Source organism: Streptomyces toyocaensis (genome assembly GCF_000725125.1).
In the GTDB taxonomy this organism is placed as follows: Bacteria; Actinomycetota; Actinomycetes; order Streptomycetales; family Streptomycetaceae; genus Streptomyces; species Streptomyces toyocaensis.
Map to the genome: position 1 here is coordinate 80,289 of NZ_JFCB01000013.1, position 19,272 is coordinate 99,560.

The window sequence follows — 19,272 nt, forward strand, 5'->3', positions numbered from 1 at the left end:
AGAGACGGAGAATAGTTCGGCGACCACGTCACCCGGCGCGTGCGCGAGTGGCCGGCAGCACGGCACGAGGACATGCGGTGACCGTCAACGGCCGCCCGGGCGTCCTGGAGCGAGGACGGCACCCCGCTGGGTGGAACGCTCGCCGGTGGTCTCCCAGCCGGCGAGCCGGGTCTCGTGCGGCCGCTCAGGCGGGTGCGGGCTGTGTCCGGTCGGGGGTGGGTTCGAGACGGACGACGATGCCCTTCGACGTGGGCTGGTTGCTGATGTCGGCGACGCTGTCCAACGGCACCAGGACGTTCGTCTCCGGGTAGTAGGCGGCGGCCGAGCCCTTGGCGGCCGGGTAGGGGACGATCTCGAAGTCCTCGGCCCGGCGCTCGGTGCCGTCCGCCCAGATGCTTACGAGGTCGACGTGATCGCCCTGGGTGAGGCCGAGTTCGGCCATGTCGGCCGGGTTGACGAGCACGACGTGACGGCTGCCGTGGATGCCGCGGTAACGGTCGTCGTTGGTGTAGGGGACGGTGTTCCACTGGTCGTGCGAGCGCAGCGTCTGCAGCAGCAGGTGACCCTCGGGCGCCCGGGGGACCACGCTCTCGTTGCAGGTGAACAGGGCTTTGCCGACCTTGTTGTTGAAGACGCCCTCGTTGACCGGGTTGGGCAGTTGGAAGCCCCCGGGGCGGGTCACCCGCGCGTTGAAGTCGTGGAAGCCCGGCACGACGCGGGAGATGCGGTCGCGAATGGTGCCGTAGTCGCCCTCGAACGCGGCCCAGGGGATGTCCGCCTTGCCGTCCAGGGTGTGGCGGGCGAGCCGGCACAGGATGGCGACTTCGCTGAGCAGCAGTGGGGAGGCCGGTTCGAGGCGGCCCTGAGAGGTGTGCACCTCGCTCATGGAGTTCTCGACGGTGACGAACTGCTCGCCGTCGGCCTGGACGTCACGTTCGGTGCGGCCCAGGGTCGGCAGGATCAGCGCGGTGTCACCGCAGACGGTGTGCGAGCGGTTGAGCTTGGTGGAGATGTGGGCGGTCAGCCGGCACGAGCGCATCGCCTCCTCGGTGACCTCGCTGTCGGGAGCGGCCCGGACGAAGTTGCCCGCCAGGGCGAGGAAGACCTTGACGCGGCCCTCGCGCATCGCCTTGATCGAGTCCACCGAGTCCAGCCCGTGCGGGCGCGGCGGGTCGAACCCGAACTCTTCCTGCAGGGCGTCGAGGAAGGTGTCCGGCATCTGCTCCCAGATGCCCATGGTGCGGTCGCCCTGGACGTTGCTGTGGCCGCGCACCGGGCAGGCGCCGGTGCCGGCGCGCCCCAGGTTGCCGCGCAGCATCAGGAAGTTGACGATCTCCCGGATGGTGGGCACGCCGTGCTTGTGCTGGGTGATGCCCATCGCCCAGCAGACGATGACTCGTTCGCTCCCCAGGACCTCGTCGCGGACCTTCTCGATCTCCTCGCGGGTCAGTCCGGTCGCCGTGCGCACGTCGTCCCAGTCGACGGTGCGGACGTGCCGGGTGAACTCCTCGAAGCCGCTGGTGTGGGCGTCGATGAAGTCGTGGTCCAGGACCGTGCCGGGCCGGGCGTCCTCGGCCTCCAGCAGCAGGCGGTTGAGTGCCTGGAACAGGGCGAGGTCGCCGCCGGGCTTGATGTGCAGGAAGCGGTCGGCGATCTGGGTGCCGCGTCCGACGACCCCGCGCGGCTTCTGCGGGTTCTTGAAGCGCCGCAGCCCGGCCTCCGGCAGCGGATTGACCGCGACGATCCGGCCCCCGTTGCGCTTGGCCTCCTCCAGAGCGCTGAGCTGGCGCGGATGATTGCTGCCCGGGTTCTGCCCGACCAGGAAGATCAGATCGGCGTGGTGGAGGTCGTCGAGGCTGACGGTGCCCTTGCCGGTGCCCAGGGTCTCACTCAGGGCGAAGCCACTGGACTCGTGGCACATGTTGCTGCAGTCGGGCAGGTTGTTGGTGCCGAAGGCGCGGGCGAAGAGCTGCAGGACGAAGGCGGCCTCGTTGCTGGCGCGGCCGGAGGTGTAGAAGACGGCCTCGTCGGGGGAGGCCAGCGCCCGGAGCTCCCGCGCGAGGAGACCCAGGGCCTCGTTCCAGCCGACGGGCTCATAGTGGTCTGAGCCGGGCCGCTTGATCATCGGCTCGGTGAGCCGCCCCTGCTGGTTGAGCCACATGTCGGAGCGAGCGGCGAGGTCGGAGACGCTGTGCTCACGGAAGAAGTCGGCGGTGATCCGGCGCGTGGTGGCCTCGTCATTGATGTGCTTGGCGCCGTTCTCGCAGTACTCGTTGCGGTGGCGTCGGCCCGGGGCCGGGTCCGCCCACGCGCAGCCGGGACAGTCGATCCCGCCCACCTGGTTCATGGTCAGCAGGTCCACCCCGGTCTTGCGGGGGGAGGTCTGCTCCAGGGAGTACTCCAGCGCGTGCACGACAGCGGGGACTCCGGCCGCCCACTTCTTCGGGGGTGTCACGGAGAGGGTGGTCTTCGGCTCCTCGCCGGGTGGGTTCTGCATCGGTTCGCCCTTCTCTTGCCGTGTCCGGCTTCTCTTGGCGTCTCCGGTACGCCGGTCAGCCGACGGGCCACTGGGCCACGCGGCTCCTGGGCGGTTCCGGGCGGTCGTGCTGCACACGGCCGTTGCGGATGGTGCCGCGCCAGGCCCCGCCCTCCTGCCCCAGCCCTTCGATGAACCGCTTGAAGTTCACGAGTTCGCCGCGCACCAGCCGGGCGGTCAGCCGGACGGCCCTCGACGAGCGGGTCAGGGCCCTCGCGGCTCCTCGCGGCTCCAGGAGCATCCGGACGGTGATCGCGGTGCCGCCGGACTCGGTCGGCCTGAACTCGACCTCGCCCTGGTGGGAGGGGTTCTGCTCGAGACCGCGCCAGGCCAGGTAGGCGTCGGGGTCCTGCTCCACTATCTCGACCGCGAAACGGTGGCGCAGCGGGCCGTAGCCGACGGTCCAGGCGGTCATGGCGGGCCTGATCTGCTCGACGTCGTGCACCACGGCCGAGAAGCGCGGGAAGGTCTTGAACTGCGTCCACTGGTTGTACGCCGTCCGCACCGGCACTCCGACCTCGACCGTCTCCTCGACGTGGCGCTCCCGCAGCGGGCGGCGGCGCGTGACGCCGTGACCGTCGGTGCGCATCCCCGGCGTGTTCGGTACGGCCTGCTGGGCATCGTCTTCGCGCGCCATCGTGGCCTCTCCTCCGGTGGGGGAGCCGGGCGTGCGGGCACCCCGCCTCCCCTCGTGCGTCAGGACTCTCTCCCGGTTCCCACATCGCGCACTTTGAGTCACTCCGGAGCGTCCGTGTTTCGCGCGTCCCGGCGACGAGGGGGAGGGACGGCACGCAGCCGGCTTGCGGCGGCCGGCTCGAGCGCCGCGACGCGGAGACGTCCACTCGAGACGCCTGCACTGTTCGGTGCGGAGCCCAGGCCGCTGCTCGATACCCCGTGCCGTCCGACGCCTCCGACGGCCTGGGCGGACACGGAGATCTCCGACGAGGGCTGGAGCCCGCCTGTCTTGATCCTTGTCGAGCCTGCTGATTGGCTGGCCGGCATGAATGATCTCGGACCCGTTGCCTGGCCGCCCGCGCCGATCACGACGGAGAGACTCGTGCTGCGTGAGCCCGGGGTCCGGGACCGTCCGGTGTTCATCGATCTGCTGGCGTCGCCGGATGTGCACACCTATCTGGGTGGCCCCCGCACGCGCGACGAGCTGGAGCGCGAGTTGCCCGAAGTGCCCGAGCGATGGCCCGGCAGCTTCGTCGTTGAGCTGGACGGGGCGATGATCGGTCAGGTACTGCTCAGGAGAGCGACGGAGCACCATCGGCCGGCTGCCGCGGGGAAGGCTGATCTCGGCTATCTGTTCCTGCCGCGGACGTGGGGGTTCGGGTATGCCGCCGAGGCGTGTGCGGCGGCACTTGACTGGTTCGACGGCGCCTTTCCCGGTGAGGCGGTGGTGCTCACCACCCAGACCGCCAATGCCCCTTCGATGCGCCTCGCGGCAAAGCTGGGCTTCACCGAAGTGGAGCGGTTCCGGGCCTGGGGTGCTGAGCAGTGGCTCGGCCGGCGGGCCCCGGTACCGCCCTCCGGGTGAGCTCACGCTCGGCACCGCATCTCCGCGTTTCGAGGCGGTCGTGGACGGCGTCGAAGCCTTTGCCACCTGGGTCATGGCTGCTCCGGCGGGCAGCGCGTAGTCGTCAGGACTTGTGGTTCGGGTGACGCGTGCCCACGCAGCGGCGGTCTCCGGACGCTCGGCAAGGACGCCGCTCTCGACCGATGTTCTCGACCGAGGGGGTCGCTCAGGGTACCGAGATCGCGCAGGGACCGTCGCACGGCTGCGGCACGTCGTCCGACAGGTCCGGTCCCAGGATCGCCGGGATCCCCTCGTCCGGCGCCGCGGAAACGGCGCCGATGAGTTTGCGGCAGTCGTGGGGTCTACCCATCGACGAAGGGAGCGCACCATGCGCGAGATCATCGTTTGCACCTTCCTGACGCTGGACGGCGTCATGCAGGCACCGGGTGGACCGGATGAGGACGCTGAGAGCGGCTTCGAGCATGGCGGCTGGCAGAAGCCGGTGGCCGACGACGAGGTCGGCGCGGCCATCGCGGGCTGGTACGAGCACTCCGACGCGATGCTGCTCGGCCGCAAGACGTACGAGATCTTCGCCTCCTACTGGCCGACCGCCGACCCCGGCAATCCGTTCACCGACCGAATGAACAGCATGCACAAGTACGTGGCGTCTCGGACCTTGACGTCCGTCGAGTGGCAGAACTCCACGCTGCTGGAGGGCGACATCGTCGATGCCGTACGCAAGCTGAAGGCGTCCGACGGCGGCAACATCAACGTCGTCGGCAGCGGGGACCTCGCCCAGACCCTCATGCGGCACGGCCTTGTCGACGAGTACAGGCTGACCATCCATCCGGTGATCATCGGCACTGGCAAGCGGCTGTTCGCCGACGGAGCGATCCCCACTGCACTGGAGCCGGTCAGCGTCTCGACGACGAAGAGCGGCACCGTCGTCGGCGTCTACCGGCCGAACGGCAAGCCCAGCTACGACAGCTACTAGGACTGGTCCGGCCAGTGCCGCCGGCCGGCCGTCCTACCCGTCGCTGTCAGCAGCAGCGACTTGCCCACCGTGGCGCGTGCGGCCAGTGAGCGGTGGGCTTCGGCAGCCTGCTCCAGGGGGAAGGTGGCGCCGATCACCGGGCGCAGGCGTCCTCGGGCGGCGTGTTCCAGGGCCAGACCCAGCGTGTCCCGAACGGTCTTCTGATCAGGTGGGCCGTCCATGAGCGGAGTGAGGATCCGTATGCCTCGGCGTAAGGCTTCATCCCGGTCCGGGGCGGCGAAGCCATCGGCGGTGCCGTAGGTGACGAACCGTCCACCGTCCGCGAGCGCGTCCACAGTGGCCGTACCGAGCGCCCCGCCCGCACCGTCGTGGACGAGCGCGGCGCCTCCGCCGGTCACCTGGCGCACCTGCCCGGTCCAGCCCGGACGTGTGTAGTCGACGACGGCCTCGGCGCCCAGCTTGCGAGCCAAGGCCAGCTTGGCGTCGCTGGACGCAGCGGCCACCACCCGGGCTCCGGCAGCGACGGCCAGCTGCACCAGCAGCGAACCCGCCCCACCGGCAGCAGCCGAGACCAGCACCCACTCACCCCTCCGCGGCCCACCCAGCCGGTGCAAGCGGAGCGCGGTCACGCCGTCGTGCACCAGAGCAGCCGCCGCTTCGGAAGTCAGCCCGCCGGGGATCGGCATGATCTCCTCCTCGCCCGCGACGATCTGCTCGGCGTACCCGGTGCCGGTCCGTACGGCCACGCGTCGGCCGACCCACGCCGGGTCCACTCCTTCACCCACTGCCAGCACTGCTCCCGCTCCGCCACCACCGGGCACGTAGGGCAGAGACCGCGGGAAGAAGTCCTGACCCCAGCCGGCGCGCAACAGGGTGTCCAGGAAGATGACGTCGACCGCTGCCATGCCGACGACGACCTGGCCAGGCCCGGGCACCGGATCGGGCAGAGTCACCGCATTCAGCACCTCCGGAGCACCGAACGAGGCCACCTGAATCGCTCGCATGAGCAGCGCCTTTCACTGGAGACAGCATCCCGCGCAGTCTCCGACCTCAAGCCTGGTCGAGGTCAAGGCCGGCATACTCCGGGCGACGGAAACGACTCAGCCAGAAGATCCTCGTGGCCTCGCCGGAGCCCCGTGGTCAGGCCGCCACGGGTTACTCGGCGGCGAACCTGTCCACGAACTCCCGTGCGCGACGGTCGAGAGCCGCGTACTGCGCCTCCCGCTCGGCACCCGTGACTGCTTCACCGACCAGGAGGTTGCCTTCGGCGTCGAGACGCTGTGGGCGTTCCTCCGCGTCGGTGAGCAGGCCGACGGTGGAACGGGAGAAGCCGCAGTAGTAGGCGATGCCTTCGCTCAGGTTGGTTTCGAGGATGCTGTGCATCCCCTCGACGACGGGATCGTCGGCGGTGGCTCCGGCGAGGCCCAGCCACAGCATGCGCTTGCCGGTGAGGCGGGGCCTGCTGCGACCGTAGGCGAACCCGTAGTTCCACACGCGGTCGATCCACCCCTTGAGGAGGGCGGGCACGCTTTGCCAGTACACCGGGAAGACAGCGACGACGACATCGGCGTCGACGATGCGCTGCATATGGGCGCGGACCTCGTCCGAGTACGTCTTTTCCCTGTTGCCCCAGTCCGGCTGGTCCGCCACGTTCATCCGCGGGTCGAACCCCTCGGTGTGCAGGTCGAGCAGGTCGATGCGGTATCCGGCGGTTTCGAGCCGTGCGGCGGCACGGTCGGCCGTGTGCCTGGTGAGGGAATCGGTTCGGTGGTGTGCGACGACCACGAGGGCTGTCCTGGCAGGGCTGCCGTGCTGCTTCACGGTGTCTCCCGGTGGGTGGTGATCGGTTCGGTGAATCCAGTACAGCCACGGATACGTGGATGATCCATGGGGGAAACGCTCCGGGACATAGGAGATCGTCTACGATGCCCTCCGTGGACCCATTGAGCGCGCTGCTGAGCGGTATCCGGGCCGAGGGGTCGGTCGTCAGCCGTGCCGTACTGACGGTGCCCTGGACCATCCGCTTCGTCGACGACGCGCCGCTCATCATGATCAGCGTGCTGCGCGGTGGCGGGACCCTGCTGCTGCCCGACGGAACCGAACGAGCGATCGGCGCGGGCGACACGGCCATCGTCCGCGGCCCCGCACCGTTCCACCTCGCGGACCGTCCTGCCACCATCCACAGCGCTCACGCCGCATACGAGCTCGCCTGTTTCACCACCAACGCCGAGTGCACCGCCCAGGAACTCGGAGGTATCCACTGGGATGAGGACGCGGATGAGGCGACGGCGCTCATCGTGGGTGCCTATCGCGCCTCGGGCCACCGCCACGAGCGGCTCCTGCGTGCCCTCCCGCCCGTCCTGGTGGTGAAGGAGGACGCAGAGGTCTGTGCCTGGCTGGAGACCGCCGCCACCGACGCCGCCCAGCACTCGGCAGGTTCACAGGCGCTGATGGACCGGCTCCTCGACTGGGCCCTCGTGTGCACGCTGCGCAGTTGGTTCGACAAGGCCGGAGCCGACGCGCCCAGTTGGTACAGGGGCCTCGCCGACCCGATCCTCGCCCCAGCCCTGCAGGCCTTCCACGACCGGCCCGCCGAAGCCTGGACGGTGGCGTCACTGGCCGCTCAAGCCGGCGTCTCCCGGGCACTGTTCGCCAAGCGCTTCACCCGGCTGATGGGGCGCCCGCCCCTCTCCTACCTCACCGAGTGCCGCATGGACGAGGCCGAGGTGCTTCTGTCCGACACGGACCTCGGCATCGCCCAGATCGCCAGGTCCGTTGGCTATGCCGACGCTTTCGGCTTCAGTGCCGCCTTCAAGCGCCACAAGGGCCTGAGCCCCAGCACATTCCGCGCCACGGCGACGGCGGCGGGTTCCAGGGCTCTCAACTCTGCCCGGCCGACGGCGCGATAGGCGAGGAATGCGCCAGGACGGCGGCCCTGGTGACCTGAGTCGCCGCACGACGGCCCGGGCGCGCCGAAAACGTGGACGCATCCGTTGTGGAAGTGGCACCGCGTGGCTGCCATATCCGGCGCCCCTCCTCAGTACGCGGACGAACTCGTCGCACCGTGACCTCGGCGTTCATGTCCCGCTGTCGTGAAGGCTGGCGCAGCAGGGCCGCGGAGGGGTGTGTGTCTCGACGAGGTGTGATCGCGTGGATGCCCCGGGTCGGGGCATCGATGAGGTCTGCTTTGTCGCAGGCATCGCGCCGCCTCCACGCTGGGACGCATGACCGCACCGCACACGATCGCCGTCCGCCGTCCGGCCGTGGACGAAGCGCCCCGCGGCCGCCGCATCGACGCCGTAGACGTCCACGGCACCGTCGCGATCGCAACCATGACGCTCTGCACGGCGCGGACACCTTCACCGATGTCTTCCTGCTGGTCCACGCCGACGGCCGCTGGTGCGTCGCCAACAAGGCAGCTGTATCGGATTGCCGCCGGACCGACCGGTCGGAAGCCCGGCCGCAGTTCCCGAGCCGCGATTGCTGATCGCCGCTCGCACCGGGTACACGGGGCGGCATGGCGGAATGGATTCAGGCAGGCGGCTGGGGATTGCTGGCAGGCAGCGCCCTGCTGCTGGGAGCAGTATGCGGCTACTGGCTGCGCGTGCCGCAGAAGGCCATCGCGCTCGTCATGGCCTTCGGCTCCGGCGTCCTTCTCTCGGCCGTCTCATTCGAGCTGATCGGTGAAGCCTACGACCAAGGCGGGCTCGGCCCGGCGGCCGTGGGAACAGTGGCCGGAGCAGCGGCCTATACGACGGGCAACGTCTGGCTGGCCCGCCGGGGAGCCCGCCACCGCAAGCGATCAGGCCATCACCCTCGTCAGGCCCAGCCCTCCGAGCAGGGACACAACGGCTCAGGGCTGGCCCTGGCGCTGGGCGCGCTGCTGGACGGCGTACCGGAGTCGGCGGTGATCGGCGTCAGTCTGCTGGAGGGCGGCGCGGTCAGCCTGGTGACGGTGGCAGCGGTGTTCATCAGCAACATCCCGGAAGGCTTGTCGAGCGCGGCCGGGATGAAGAAGGCCGGGCGCAGCAAGGGCTACGTCTTCGGGGTCTGGGCAGCCATCGCCGCCGCGAGCACCGTCTCCGCCATCCTTGGCTACACCGTCGTCGGGGGATTCTCCCCGGCCGTGGTCGCCGCGGTGACTGCCGTGGCCGCGGGCGCGATCCTGACCATGATCGCGGACACGATGATCCCCGAAGCGTTCCAGGAGGCTCACCTGGCGATTGGGCTGGTCACGGTCTGCGGCTTCCTGGTCTCGTTCGCACTCTCCCATGCCTGATGACTCGAGTGGACGAGAGGAGGCGAGGTGCCCGCCGCGGGGTCACGGTGGGCACCTCTGCGACGACGCGTTCACTTCTCCGGACGGGTGGGTGGGGCGGCTCCGCCCGGTGATCCGTCGGCGCGAACGGGACGTTGTTACTTCAGATAGGGGCCGTCCTTCCCGATCTTCCCCGGGCCGTTGAGGACGTAGACGCGGAGATTGCGCCTTGCAGCGGTCGGGAGGTTACTCGTACATGACAGGCCCCTAAAGGGTCCGCGCACGGCTCCTGCCGGGGGTCGGGGGCGAGGACATCTACGTCACCGGCAACAACTCCAAGCTCGGCAACGGGAGTCCAGACACCCGGTGTGCTGGACGACCTCTACGGCGCAACGCGCGCCCAGGGCCGGACTCGTGGCGGCTTCACGCGCTGACAGTGCCGCCCGGGGCGGGTGAGGGGCGATCGCTTTCGGCCGTGTCGCGACCGCTGCGCTCATTGCGGTCATGTCTTCGCTTGTCTACGGCTGCACGGCCTGGTGGCAGGAGTAGGACGTGCCGCTTCATCCGGCTGTCGCGTCGCTCGATCCGTGGGTTCATCCGCCCGGCTGTGCCGCGTCATCGTGCGGTGCGCTGACACCTCAACCCGCTGAGCTGCTCGTTCACGACAACCCGCGTCTCTCGCGGCCATGGAGACTGATGCCGCAAGGCAATGAAACTTGCCGCAAAAGTTTTCACGGCCACGTCGGGATCCGTACTCTGAGAGTGTCCGTTCACTAAGTGAAGGGGAACACTTCGATGAAGCGGTTCTTGCGTTCAACTTTCATGGCTTGCGGGGCGGCGCTGGCTATAGCGGCGTCCGCCACGGTGGCCCACGCCGAGTCCCAGGAGAGCACGGGGAACGAAGCCCCCGTGCCCGCATGCCTGACGTACAGTCCGGGATGGCGCTACACGTTCGTGATGAACGACTGCTCCACCGCCCACCGGGTGAAGGTCTTGTACGGCGACGGAACGGACGTGCCCTGCCAGGAGGTGGCCGCGCGAAACTGGTTCACCTTCCCGGGGTACGGCACCACCGGGAACACGGTGGAGGGCATCGTTCTGTGCGACCCCACCGAAGGTGCCTGACCGTACGATCGCTCGCCACGCTGAACGGTGACGACTTCATGTCCGGTCCCGCGGGCGTTCAGGCCTTGCCGGACCGGACGGCAACCTGCGCCCCCTGGCCGCCACCTCACCACCATCCACGGCGACGTCGCCCTCTAGGGTCCGTGCTGTGAGTGACTACTATGACCTGTTCCTGGCTGTGGATCTGCCGCCGGATCTGCCTGAGCCGACGCTTCAGGAGCTGAGGTGGCTCCTGGGGCAGTCAGAAGCGCCACCGGTGCTGGAGTCGGCCGACTGGGAACCCTGGGGTGGACCGTGGCAGGTCTTCGCCGGTGGTTCGGCAAGCCACTCGTTCGACGGCGCAGACACCTCCCTGTTGGTCCCGGCCGTGGACAGACCGAATCCGGATGGCGGTGTGCCATGGGCTCTGACCATCCGGACGGGTATCCATGAGGACGAGTTCGGGGTGGTGATGGAGGTCGTTGAGTGGCTTCTGCGGCAGGCGACCACCCAGGGGTGGGTCGGGTTTCTCCGCTACTCGGCTTCGCATGGCGTGCAGCACGTGATACGCCATGAGGGAGGGTTCGATGTCGTTGATGTACGTAATGCCTGGAAGCAGATCAGTAGGTCGTGGTCGTAGTGGTGGCCCGCCTGCAGCCGGCCCGGGTGGTGCAGCTGCCTGTCGCCTGGCCGTAGGGTGCCTCCCCGAGTGTGTGAGGGCTCCGCCGCTTCCGGTGTGGCGAAGGTAGGCCCGATCGTCGTTGCGGGCGTTCAGCACCCAGTCGGAGCCGTGGCCGTAAGTGCGGCGAGTTCGAGGTTGCCGCGGACCGGGGTGGGGGAGCCGTTGGGGCGGAAGCCGAGCGCGGGTACCCGAGGCGCTGATCTCCTCCCGTAGCTCCCGTGCCGCAGGGCGGTGTTGCATTCCTTTCCGCCCGCGCGGCCACCGATCCAATTGCGGCCGACATCGCGCAGGGAGGCTGCGTGCACGGTGCGCACCACGCCGGCTCGACGATCAGCGCTCTCACGGCGACAACACCCTTCAGGTGACCGCCTCGAGCACGGGAGTCTGTTGGTATACGGCCAGCGCCCACTCAGTCCCTCGTCGCACATAGACACTCGACATCAGTGCCGTGAATACAGGATCCGCGCCTTCCCGATACGCTCGCCCACGATAGACCAGGACGGCAGAGGATTCACTGAGCGGAATGATTCGCTCCTCTGTGATCTCGTAGGTCCGCCAGGGCGGCGCTTCACTGAGCGAATCGATGACATTCTGCCGGTGGAACACATGGCCGTGCGCCAGCACCATGACGCCGTTCTCTGTCATCAACCGACCGTAGAAATCCGCGCCGGTGCCGTCGCACAGTGACCGCCAACCGCGATGCTCCAGCTCCAGAAGCTCTTCCCATTCCATGTGCCGACCGTACCGAGATCTCCGCCCTCAATCGAAAAGCCGCTCCTGTCGACGATCAGTGAATCGCGCACCGATCAACCAACCCGGGCAACCACACCCGACCCGCAAACTCGCTTGTCTCGACGACACTGGGGCGCCCGCGTTCTTCTCTGGAGCGGAACCGTCGGCCCTGTCCGACTCACACGTTCCACGCAAAGTGGGAACGGCAGTCGGCGTTTCACCGCGGGGCGCGTCCCGGTGTGTTCAGGCGCCGCCCTTGCGGAGCATGTCGTCGATCCGGGCGCCCTCCGCCGCCCCGACCCCGTCCGCACCGAGGGTGACACCCAACGCCTCGGCGAGCGCGCGGTGGTGGACGTCGACGGCCGACTCGATGAGAGTCGCCAGATCGTCCAGACCGGTGCGCGCCCGGCGCCACCCGGTGAGGAAGACGCAGGCTCCGACGACGAGAGCCGGCCACCACACGATCCCCACCAGTGCGTAGAGGAAGCCCCAGCCGGCCAGGGACACCGCGTCGGCGAAGGCGGCCCGCGCGCTGATCACCGGCCTGCGTGCCTCGTCGCCCAGCAGCAGCCACAGCCGGGGCCAGGCCGTCGAGGCGTCGAACCAGTACTGCGCCCGCGTCCGCGCCTCGACCAGCCTGATCCGGTCGCTCATCCAGGTCCGCCGCTGCGGCAGGTACGCCGCCACGGTCGCCACCCCGGCCCGCTCGGCCGCGCGCACCGCCCTGCGGCGCCGCCGCCCGCCACCGGAGGGCCCGGCGCTCAGCCACACCCACTCGACGGCCACGCCCAACTCACTCGCGAGGGCGCCCACCACGCCCGCCGCGAGCAGCGCCAGCCCGACGTCCACCGCCGCCCCGGACGGCTCCCGGCGCCAGCCGCGCCACACCGCCTCGGCCCACACCCTCAACTCGTCGGCGCTCAGCGCCCCTTCGTGACCGAGGTGCCGGCCCGCCACCGCCACGGCGACCAGCAGCAGGCCCGGCAGCAGCACGGCGGTGAACCAGCGGCTGTTCACATGCCGGTTCAGTTCGGCGAGTACACCCGTGAGCATCGCGCGTCACGCCGTCGGCCGCATGGCCGCACCGAAGGCATGGCACACCGGCACGTGCCCCTGCGCGTCGCGGCCCGCCGTCCGGTCGCACCGCTCGCGCGGACAGACGTAGGTGCCCGCGCCGACCGGCGTCGTCCGCGTGGCGCCCGGGAAGCCGACCAGGCCGAGCAGGTCGCGACCCGACCAGACACGGACGGCCTCCGGGTCGCCGTCCCGCACCCACTTGTGCACCGCGCGCACCGCCGAACCGCCCTCCTGGACCCGGGCCACGTCCCGGTCCAGCCGCTCACCGACACCCGTCCGCCGCGCCTGCTCGCGCAACCCCGGCAACCGGGCGCACCAGACGGCGAGCGCCTCGGACTCGGTCGGCTCCTCGGACGTCATGGACCCTCCGCGCAAGAATGGTCACCCTGAGGTGACCGGTCGTATCCTTGTGTGCCTGTCGTGCCGTCAGGGTGCCACAGGCCAGATGGGTGAGGGCAGGGAAATGGATGGGGCGGGATGAGGTTACGGGCCTGGGGTGATCCCGAGCGGCGGATCGAGGACAGCGTCACCCGGTACCTGAGCACCGGACGCGCTACCGAGGTCGACCGTCCCCAACTCCTGCGGGACGCAGACCGATTGCTGGCCCAGGCCGCCGAGGCGCCGCCCCGCTCGCCCGAGCGGGAGCGCGCGCTGCGACTGGTGGGCCTGCTCTACCTGGCCCGCGAACTGTTCCTGCGCCAGGGCGCCGTACTCTCCGAGGCCTCCCACATCGCCGCCGCCCTGGGCCTGTTGCACGACACCCGGCCGCAGTTGCTCCCCGAGCCCCTGTGGGACCTGGCCGTCGAGTTCGGCGCCGACCCGGCGACCCGCGCCGAGACCGCCGCCTCGTTCGCGCAGGCCGAGAAGGACGGCGGCGCCGACCCCCTCGCCTTCCTCGTCGCGCTGGAACACGCCGTGGCCGACCTGCCCCGGAACCACCCGCGCCGGTGCCCCTACGCGCTGCTCCTCGCCGTCCACTGGCTCGAACGCGCCGGGACCTTCCAGGACGCGGGCGACCTCGACCGCGCCGAACAGTGGGGACGCGCCGCACTCGCGCTCACCGCCACCGGCGACCCCACACGCGTCGCCGCGCTGCACGCCCTCGTCGCCACCCTCACCCGCCAGACAGCCCGGCACGACACGGCCACCCACGCGGGAGCCGCCGTACGGATGTGCCGCAAGTACCTCGCCGCCGTACCGCCCGGCCAGGGCGAACACCTCGCCGTACGCTTCTCCTTGGGCACCAGCCTCAAGGCCCGCCACGCCCACACCCGGGCGTCGCGCGACCTCGACGAGGCGGTGGACGTGCTGCGGAGTGCCGTCGCCGACGCCCAGCGCGCAGGCGGCCCGGCACCGGACCAGCTCAGGAGCTTCGCGGCGACGCTGTACGACCGCTACGTCCGCGAGCACGCCCAGGAAGACCTGGACGAGGCGCTGGGCGCGATGAAGGAGGCCGTGTCCACGGCCGTCGCGCGTGGCGGCCCGGCGGCGGCGTCGGCCCTGCGGACGGAACTGGCCGCCCTGGAACAGGAGAACGCCGCCCGCCGTGGCCTGGACGTGACCCGCCGGCCGCTCCGCCGCCCACCGACGCCCCACCAGCGCGCCGAGGAGGGGCGCCGGCTGGTCGACCGCTCCCAGACACCGGAGGGCGGCCCGCTCACCCTCGACCAGGGCATCGAACTGCTCGGCGGCGCGCTGCGCGAGCTGCCCCCGGACTTCCCCGACCGCGCGCCCTACGCCGCCTACCTGGGCCAGGCACTGCTGAACCGTTACGAGGCCGAGCAGGACGCGGCGGACCTGGACGCGGCCGAGGAGACGGTCCGGCACGCGGTGCGGCTGTGTCCCGAGGGCGACGGCAACCAGGCGCCGTTCCGCACCCTGCTGGCCATGACCGCTGACGCCCGCCACCAACGCCTCGGCACCCCTGAGACCCGCGACGCGGCCGTCCAGCGGTGGCGCGACCTGCTGTCCCGGCCGCTCGACCTGACCGGATACCGCCGAAGGACCCTGCACCGGCTCGGTGCCCACCTCGTCGCCCGCCACGAGGACACCGGCACCCTCTCCGACCTCGACGAGGGCGTGGACGCCCTGCGGCAGGCCCTCGACGCGGCCGGCCCCGCCGACGGGGAACACGGCCCCGTCGCCCTCGACCTCGCCGCTGCCCTGCTCCGCCGCCAAGAGCACAGCGGCACCGCGCGCGACCTCGACGAGGCGCGCACCTGCCTCACGGCCGCGCTGGACCGCCTCACGCCCGACGACCCCCGGCACATCCGCGCCCGCGACCTGCTGGTCACCGTGACCGAACGCCGACGCGAGGTCCACACGCGGCACGAGGAGAAGGCGGCGCCGGTCCTGCGCTCCAGCACCCTTGTCTCAGGCCCGGCCGACCAGCCCGCCGTGCCGGCCGACCAGGCGGGCAGCGACCCCGACGAACTCAGCTCCGTCGTCCGTCACAGCAACCGCGTCAACACCCTCCTCGGACACTTCCTGCACACCGGCGACACCGAGGCCCTCACGGAGGCCGTCGACATCAGCCGCCGTCTGCTCGCCGGCATGCCGGACACCCACCCCTACCAGGCACTCGTCCACGCGGACCTGGGCGCCGGACTGCTGCTGCGCTTCGAGCACGAGGGTGACCCCCGTGACCTCGACGCCGCCGTCGACCACCTGCGGCGAGGCGCGCACGGTCCCGACGCCACCGTCCAGCAACTGCGGAACCAGCTGAACCGCCAGGACCTCACCGTCGAGGAACTCGACCGCATGACCGGCGGCTCGCTCACCGGAGTCCTCGAACTGACCGGCGGCCGCGGCAAGGAACTCGCCCACCTCGCCGGCGCCCTCGTCCGCCGGTTCGAACGCGACGGCGCCGCAGGCGACCTGGAGGAAGCGGTCGCCTCCGCACGCCGCGCGGTCGAGACGACCCCCGTCGACAGCACCGTCGACCTGCACGACCGGCAGGCCATGCTCGGCCTCGTCCTGCTGACCCGGTACCGGCACACCGGCCACCGCACCGACCTCGACCAGTGCGTCGATTCCGGGCGCGCCGTCCTCGCCCTCACCGACGACATCGTGGGCGGCCCGCCCGGCGAGCACCGGCGTGGCGCCCTCACTGCACTGTGCAACCGCCTGCGCATGCGCTACCTGCTCACCGACGACGCCGACGACCTCGAGGAGTCCGTCGCCGCCGGACGGGAGGCCGTGCGGCTCCAGCCGCCGGGGACCTCGGACGAGTACCTGCTGACCAACCTCAGCCTCGCCCTGTGGGATCGGTGGGTCCGGCACGGCGAGGCCGCCGACCTCGACGAGGCGATCGAGCTCACCGGCACGGTCGCCCACGCGCTGCATCCTTCCTCCCCCCGACGCGCCCATGTCCTGCGCACCCTCGCCCGGATGCTGGGCGACCGCAGCCTCGCAGGACCGGCCGCCGCACGCCCCGACGACACGGCCCGCTGCCTCGCCCTGTCCCGTGAGGCGGCCACCCGTGCCGACACCTCGCCCCCGGCCGAGCGCCTCGAAGCCGCCGTCGCCTGGGGCGACTTCGCCGCCGCCCGCGCCGCCGACGGGGACGGTGACTGGGCCGAGGCCGCCGACGCCCACGCGGTCGCCGTCGACCTGCTCACGCTCCTCACCTGGCGCGGACTGTCCCGCGGTGACCGAGAGCGCCGCCTGGCCCCGTACGCGCACGTGGCCACCGACGCCGCCGCCTGCGCGATTCTCGCCGGACGGCCCGAACAGGCTGTCGAACTCCTCGACCAGGGCCGCTCCGTCCTGTGGAGCCAGGTCCTCGACACCCGCACCGACCTCACCGCGCTCCACACCGCCCACCCCGACCAGGCGGCCCGCCTGGAGGAACTGCGGGCGGGCCTCGACGACCTGCCCGACGGCCCGACCGGACCCGGCGACCGCACCGAGCACCGGCGTCGCCTGGCCCGCGCCTGGGACACCCTGCTCGACGAGATCCGGCGCCTGCCCGGCTTCGCGCACTTCCTGAAGCCACTGCCCTTCGCCGACCTCTCGGCCGCCACCGCCGGCGGCCCCATGATCCTCGTCAACGTCAGCCGGTTCCGCTGCGACGCCCTCGTGGTCACCCCCGGCCGGGTCCATCTCGTCCCCCTGCCCCGCCTGACCGCCCCCGCGGCGCAGCGCCGCACGCGGGACTACCTCGCCGCCCTCGAACGCCTCGACGACCCCGGCACGCCCACCGGACCCACCCAGCAGGCCGTGCTGGGCACCCTGGAGTGGCTGTGGGACACGGTCGCCGCCCCGGTCCTCGACTCCGACCTCGCCCGGTCCTGGCGGGGCGGACGCGTGTGGTGGTGCGCGACCGGCCCGCTCGCTTTGCTGCCCCTGCACGCCGCCGGCTACCACGACCCCGACGACGATCGCGAGGACGACGCCGTCCTGGCCCGCGTGGTCTCCTCGTACATGCCGACCCTGCGCGGCCTCCTGCGGGCCCGGCGCCCCGCCGCGCCGCCCGACCACGTACGCCGGCTGCTGATCCTGGCCCTCGGCGCCCCACCGCCGTACGCGTCCCATCTCGCCCCCCTGCCCGGCGCCCGCCAGGAGGCCGAAGCGCTGCGCCGCCGCTTCCCCGAACGGCACACCCTGCGGTTCGACGCGGCCGCCACCGCCCAGCAGGCGCTGCACCTGCTCGACGGCCACACCTGCGTCCACTTCGCCTGCCACGCCGGCCAGAACCTCGCCGACCCCGGCAAGGGAGCCCTGTACCTGCACGACCGGCCGCTCACGGTCACCGACCTGGCCCGACTCGACCTGGATACGCCCCAGTTGGCCGTGCTCTCCGGCTGCCGGACGGCCGTCGGCGGCATCGACCTGCCCGACGAGGCCATCCATCTGGCGGCGGCCCTCCTCCTCGGCAACTTCCGGCACGTCGTCTCCACCCTGTGGCCCATCGGTGACGACAGCGCCCGCACCCTGACCGACGAGATGTACGCCCGACTGGGCGATCCCGGAGGCCGCATCCATCCCTCCCGCACCCCCCAGGCCCTCCACTGCGCGGTCCTCAAGGCCCGCCGCCGCGCCCCCGACGCCCCGCTCGCCTGGGCCTCGCACGTCCACTTCGGGCCGTAGGAAGGCGAGTCGGTCGGCAGAACCGACGCCAGACGTCCAACTGAGGTCGCTTCACCATCGACGACAGGTGCAGCTGGTCCTCCCAGACGCCCACGATGACGTGGCACATCACCTTGCTGCCGGCGCGGTGCAGCCGGGCCACGCCCTCGGCGTCGTTCGCGATGCCGTCGATGTCGTGGACCGGCACGTCCACCGACGGGTCGACCTCGCCGCCGAGCTGCCACTGCCGGGCGAGCCCGGGTCGGGCCGGCCACACCGCCCCGGTGGACGGTCCCGGCGGCCAGGGCCGCAGACCCCGCGGGCGGGTGGTCCGGCGATCATGTCCAGGCGATGTCGGCCTCACCGTGTCCGGCCCGTCCCGCCTGTTGGCCACGGTGTCCGGGCTGCCCGGCGACCGGCCGGGAGGCGTGGGGCCCGTTCACCGTTGTCCATGGTGCCGCCGATCAGCTGCCGGGGGTGTGCGGGGGAGTACACGGTGTGCAGTGGCGGCGCCCGGTCGTCTGAAACGCGAGCAGGGAGGGCCACTTCCCACAAGAGGTCCGGTCCGGAAGAGGTCCGGTCCGGCGAAGCCATGGGGGAAGACAGAACGCGCTGCGTCAGTGACTGTCCGGTACGACGTCGCTGTGACGGCCGGTGTCCGTCGCGAAGCGCGAGCGCCGGGCCGGGGATCTTCCCGGCACAGGGTTGGGCGGCACAGTCATCGTGGGGTGGTGGTCCGGGGCGGGTGCCAGGCGCAGATGAGCGCTGATCTGTTTTCCCGTCCCGCACGGTGCGATGACGAGGCTGTCGCTGATCGTGCGCACGAGGTGCAGTCCGTGGCCGCCGACGCGGTGGGGGTCGGGCCGATTCACCGTCGGTGCTTCGGCTGAGGTGTCCCGGACGCTGATCTTCAGTTCCTCTTCGGACAGCTCCAGGTCCATGGCGCAGGGGCCGGGAGCGTGCCGGATGGCGTTGGTGACCATCTCGCTGACAACGAGTTCTGCGTCGATACCCAGGCGGACCGGCAGGAGGCGGCCGGCTGACAGGGCACGGACAAGGAAGGCGCGCAGGGTCCGACGTGCGTCCGCGGCGCGGGCCGCGTCGTGTGCCCAGACCGCGCTGCCGCGCAGAGTGGGGTGCTCGTCCGTCTCCTGCCCATCTTCCGCCTGCTTCATAAGCGGGATGGCCATACGGGGCTCTTTCGTTGTGTCCGCCGCTCAGGGGCGCTTTCCGCCGTCCGTTTACCCAGGTGGCGCCCGCGCACACCGGGGGACAAGCCCGGGAGGCCGCATGGTTCCGG

16 protein-coding genes and 1 pseudogene are annotated in these 19,272 nt (G+C 71.0%); 8 read left to right on the forward strand and 9 right to left on the reverse strand.

The annotated features are described in order from the left end of the window. Positions 1-184 precede the first annotated feature (184 nt). Positions 185-2,497, reverse strand: coding sequence for an FdhF/YdeP family oxidoreductase (locus BU52_RS16270; protein ID WP_037934538.1), 2,313 nt, complete (start codon positions 2,495-2,497; stop codon positions 185-187). 55 nt (positions 2,498-2,552) lie between these two features. Continuing rightward, positions 2,553-3,173, reverse strand: a complete 621-nt coding sequence (locus tag BU52_RS16275; protein ID WP_037934541.1) for an SRPBCC family protein — start codon at positions 3,171-3,173, stop codon at positions 2,553-2,555. 363 nt (positions 3,174-3,536) lie between these two features. On the opposite strand from BU52_RS16275, the gene BU52_RS16280 reads away from it, so the two are divergent. Continuing rightward, entirely contained in the window at positions 3,537-4,076 is a 540-nt protein-coding gene (locus BU52_RS16280; RefSeq protein ID WP_037934708.1) for a GNAT family N-acetyltransferase, read from the forward strand. Between the two features lie 367 nt (positions 4,077-4,443). Next, a complete protein-coding gene (locus BU52_RS16285) occupies positions 4,444-5,049 on the forward strand; it encodes a dihydrofolate reductase family protein (protein WP_037934545.1) in 606 nt (201 codons plus the stop codon). Here the strand turns inward: BU52_RS16285 and BU52_RS16290 are convergent. Both BU52_RS16290 and BU52_RS16295 read right to left on the reverse strand, forming a co-directional pair. Next, on the reverse strand, positions 5,046-6,053 hold the full coding sequence (locus tag BU52_RS16290; protein ID WP_037934547.1) for a zinc-binding dehydrogenase: 1,008 nt from the start codon (positions 6,051-6,053) through the stop codon (positions 5,046-5,048). The genes BU52_RS16285 and BU52_RS16290 overlap by 4 nt on opposite strands. 151 nt (positions 6,054-6,204) lie before the next feature. Continuing rightward, positions 6,205-6,870 carry an NAD(P)H oxidoreductase gene (locus BU52_RS16295; protein WP_037934549.1) on the reverse strand — a complete coding sequence of 222 codons (666 nt, stop codon included), beginning with the start codon at positions 6,868-6,870 and terminating at the stop codon, positions 6,205-6,207. Between the two features lie 113 nt (positions 6,871-6,983). On the opposite strand from BU52_RS16295, the gene BU52_RS16300 reads away from it, so the two are divergent. From BU52_RS16300 to BU52_RS16315, 5 genes and pseudogenes are all read left to right on the forward strand, one after another. After that, positions 6,984-7,958: a cupin domain-containing protein gene (locus BU52_RS16300; protein ID WP_435857039.1), complete on the forward strand. Its 975-nt coding sequence runs from the start codon at positions 6,984-6,986 to the stop codon at positions 7,956-7,958. Between the two features lie 345 nt (positions 7,959-8,303). Further along, a pseudogene (locus tag BU52_RS36360) lies at positions 8,304-8,536 on the forward strand (nuclear transport factor 2 family protein); the annotation flags it as partial. Between the two features lie 30 nt (positions 8,537-8,566). After that, entirely contained in the window at positions 8,567-9,328 is a 762-nt protein-coding gene (locus BU52_RS16305; RefSeq protein WP_037934553.1) for a ZIP family metal transporter, read from the forward strand. Positions 9,329-10,114: 786 nt separating this feature from the next. Beyond that, on the forward strand, positions 10,115-10,432 hold the full coding sequence (locus BU52_RS16310) for an alpha-amylase (protein ID WP_157847883.1): 318 nt from the start codon (positions 10,115-10,117) through the stop codon (positions 10,430-10,432). Between the two features lie 148 nt (positions 10,433-10,580). Then, complete coding sequence (locus tag BU52_RS16315) at positions 10,581-11,051, forward strand: hypothetical protein (protein WP_037934558.1); 471 nt, start codon at positions 10,581-10,583, stop codon at positions 11,049-11,051. A 399-nt stretch (positions 11,052-11,450) separates the two neighbouring features. On the opposite strand, the gene BU52_RS16320 is transcribed toward BU52_RS16315, so the two are convergent. The 3 genes from BU52_RS16320 to BU52_RS16330 form a co-directional block, all read right to left on the reverse strand. Next, positions 11,451-11,825, reverse strand: a complete 375-nt coding sequence (locus BU52_RS16320; protein WP_037934562.1) for a nuclear transport factor 2 family protein — start codon at positions 11,823-11,825, stop codon at positions 11,451-11,453. 243 nt (positions 11,826-12,068) lie between these two features. Further along, positions 12,069-12,878 (reverse strand): hypothetical protein, encoded by an 810-nt coding sequence (locus BU52_RS16325; RefSeq protein WP_037934564.1) that lies wholly within the window; start codon positions 12,876-12,878, stop codon positions 12,069-12,071. 6 nt (positions 12,879-12,884) lie between these two features. Beyond that, positions 12,885-13,262: a hypothetical protein gene (locus BU52_RS16330; RefSeq protein WP_037934567.1), complete on the reverse strand. Its 378-nt coding sequence runs from the start codon at positions 13,260-13,262 to the stop codon at positions 12,885-12,887. A gap of 117 nt (positions 13,263-13,379) precedes the next feature. Here BU52_RS16330 and BU52_RS16335 point away from each other — a divergent pair, with 117 nt between their 5' ends. After that, a complete protein-coding gene (locus BU52_RS16335) occupies positions 13,380-17,993 on the forward strand; it encodes a CHAT domain-containing protein (RefSeq protein WP_037934569.1) in 4,614 nt (1,537 codons plus the stop codon). Here BU52_RS16335 and BU52_RS37155 read toward each other — a convergent pair. Both BU52_RS37155 and BU52_RS16340 read right to left on the reverse strand, forming a co-directional pair. Continuing rightward, the gene (locus BU52_RS37155; RefSeq protein ID WP_078903277.1) at positions 17,926-18,366 is read right to left on the reverse strand and encodes an endo alpha-1,4 polygalactosaminidase; all 441 of its coding nucleotides are present in this window, start codon (positions 18,364-18,366) and stop codon (positions 17,926-17,928) included. The two genes, BU52_RS16335 and BU52_RS37155, sit on opposite strands and share 68 nt — an antisense overlap. Before the next feature lie 223 nt (positions 18,367-18,589). Next, positions 18,590-19,162 (reverse strand): ATP-binding protein, encoded by a 573-nt coding sequence (locus BU52_RS16340; RefSeq protein ID WP_078903278.1) that lies wholly within the window; start codon positions 19,160-19,162, stop codon positions 18,590-18,592. Positions 19,163-19,272: the final 110 nt, after the last annotated feature.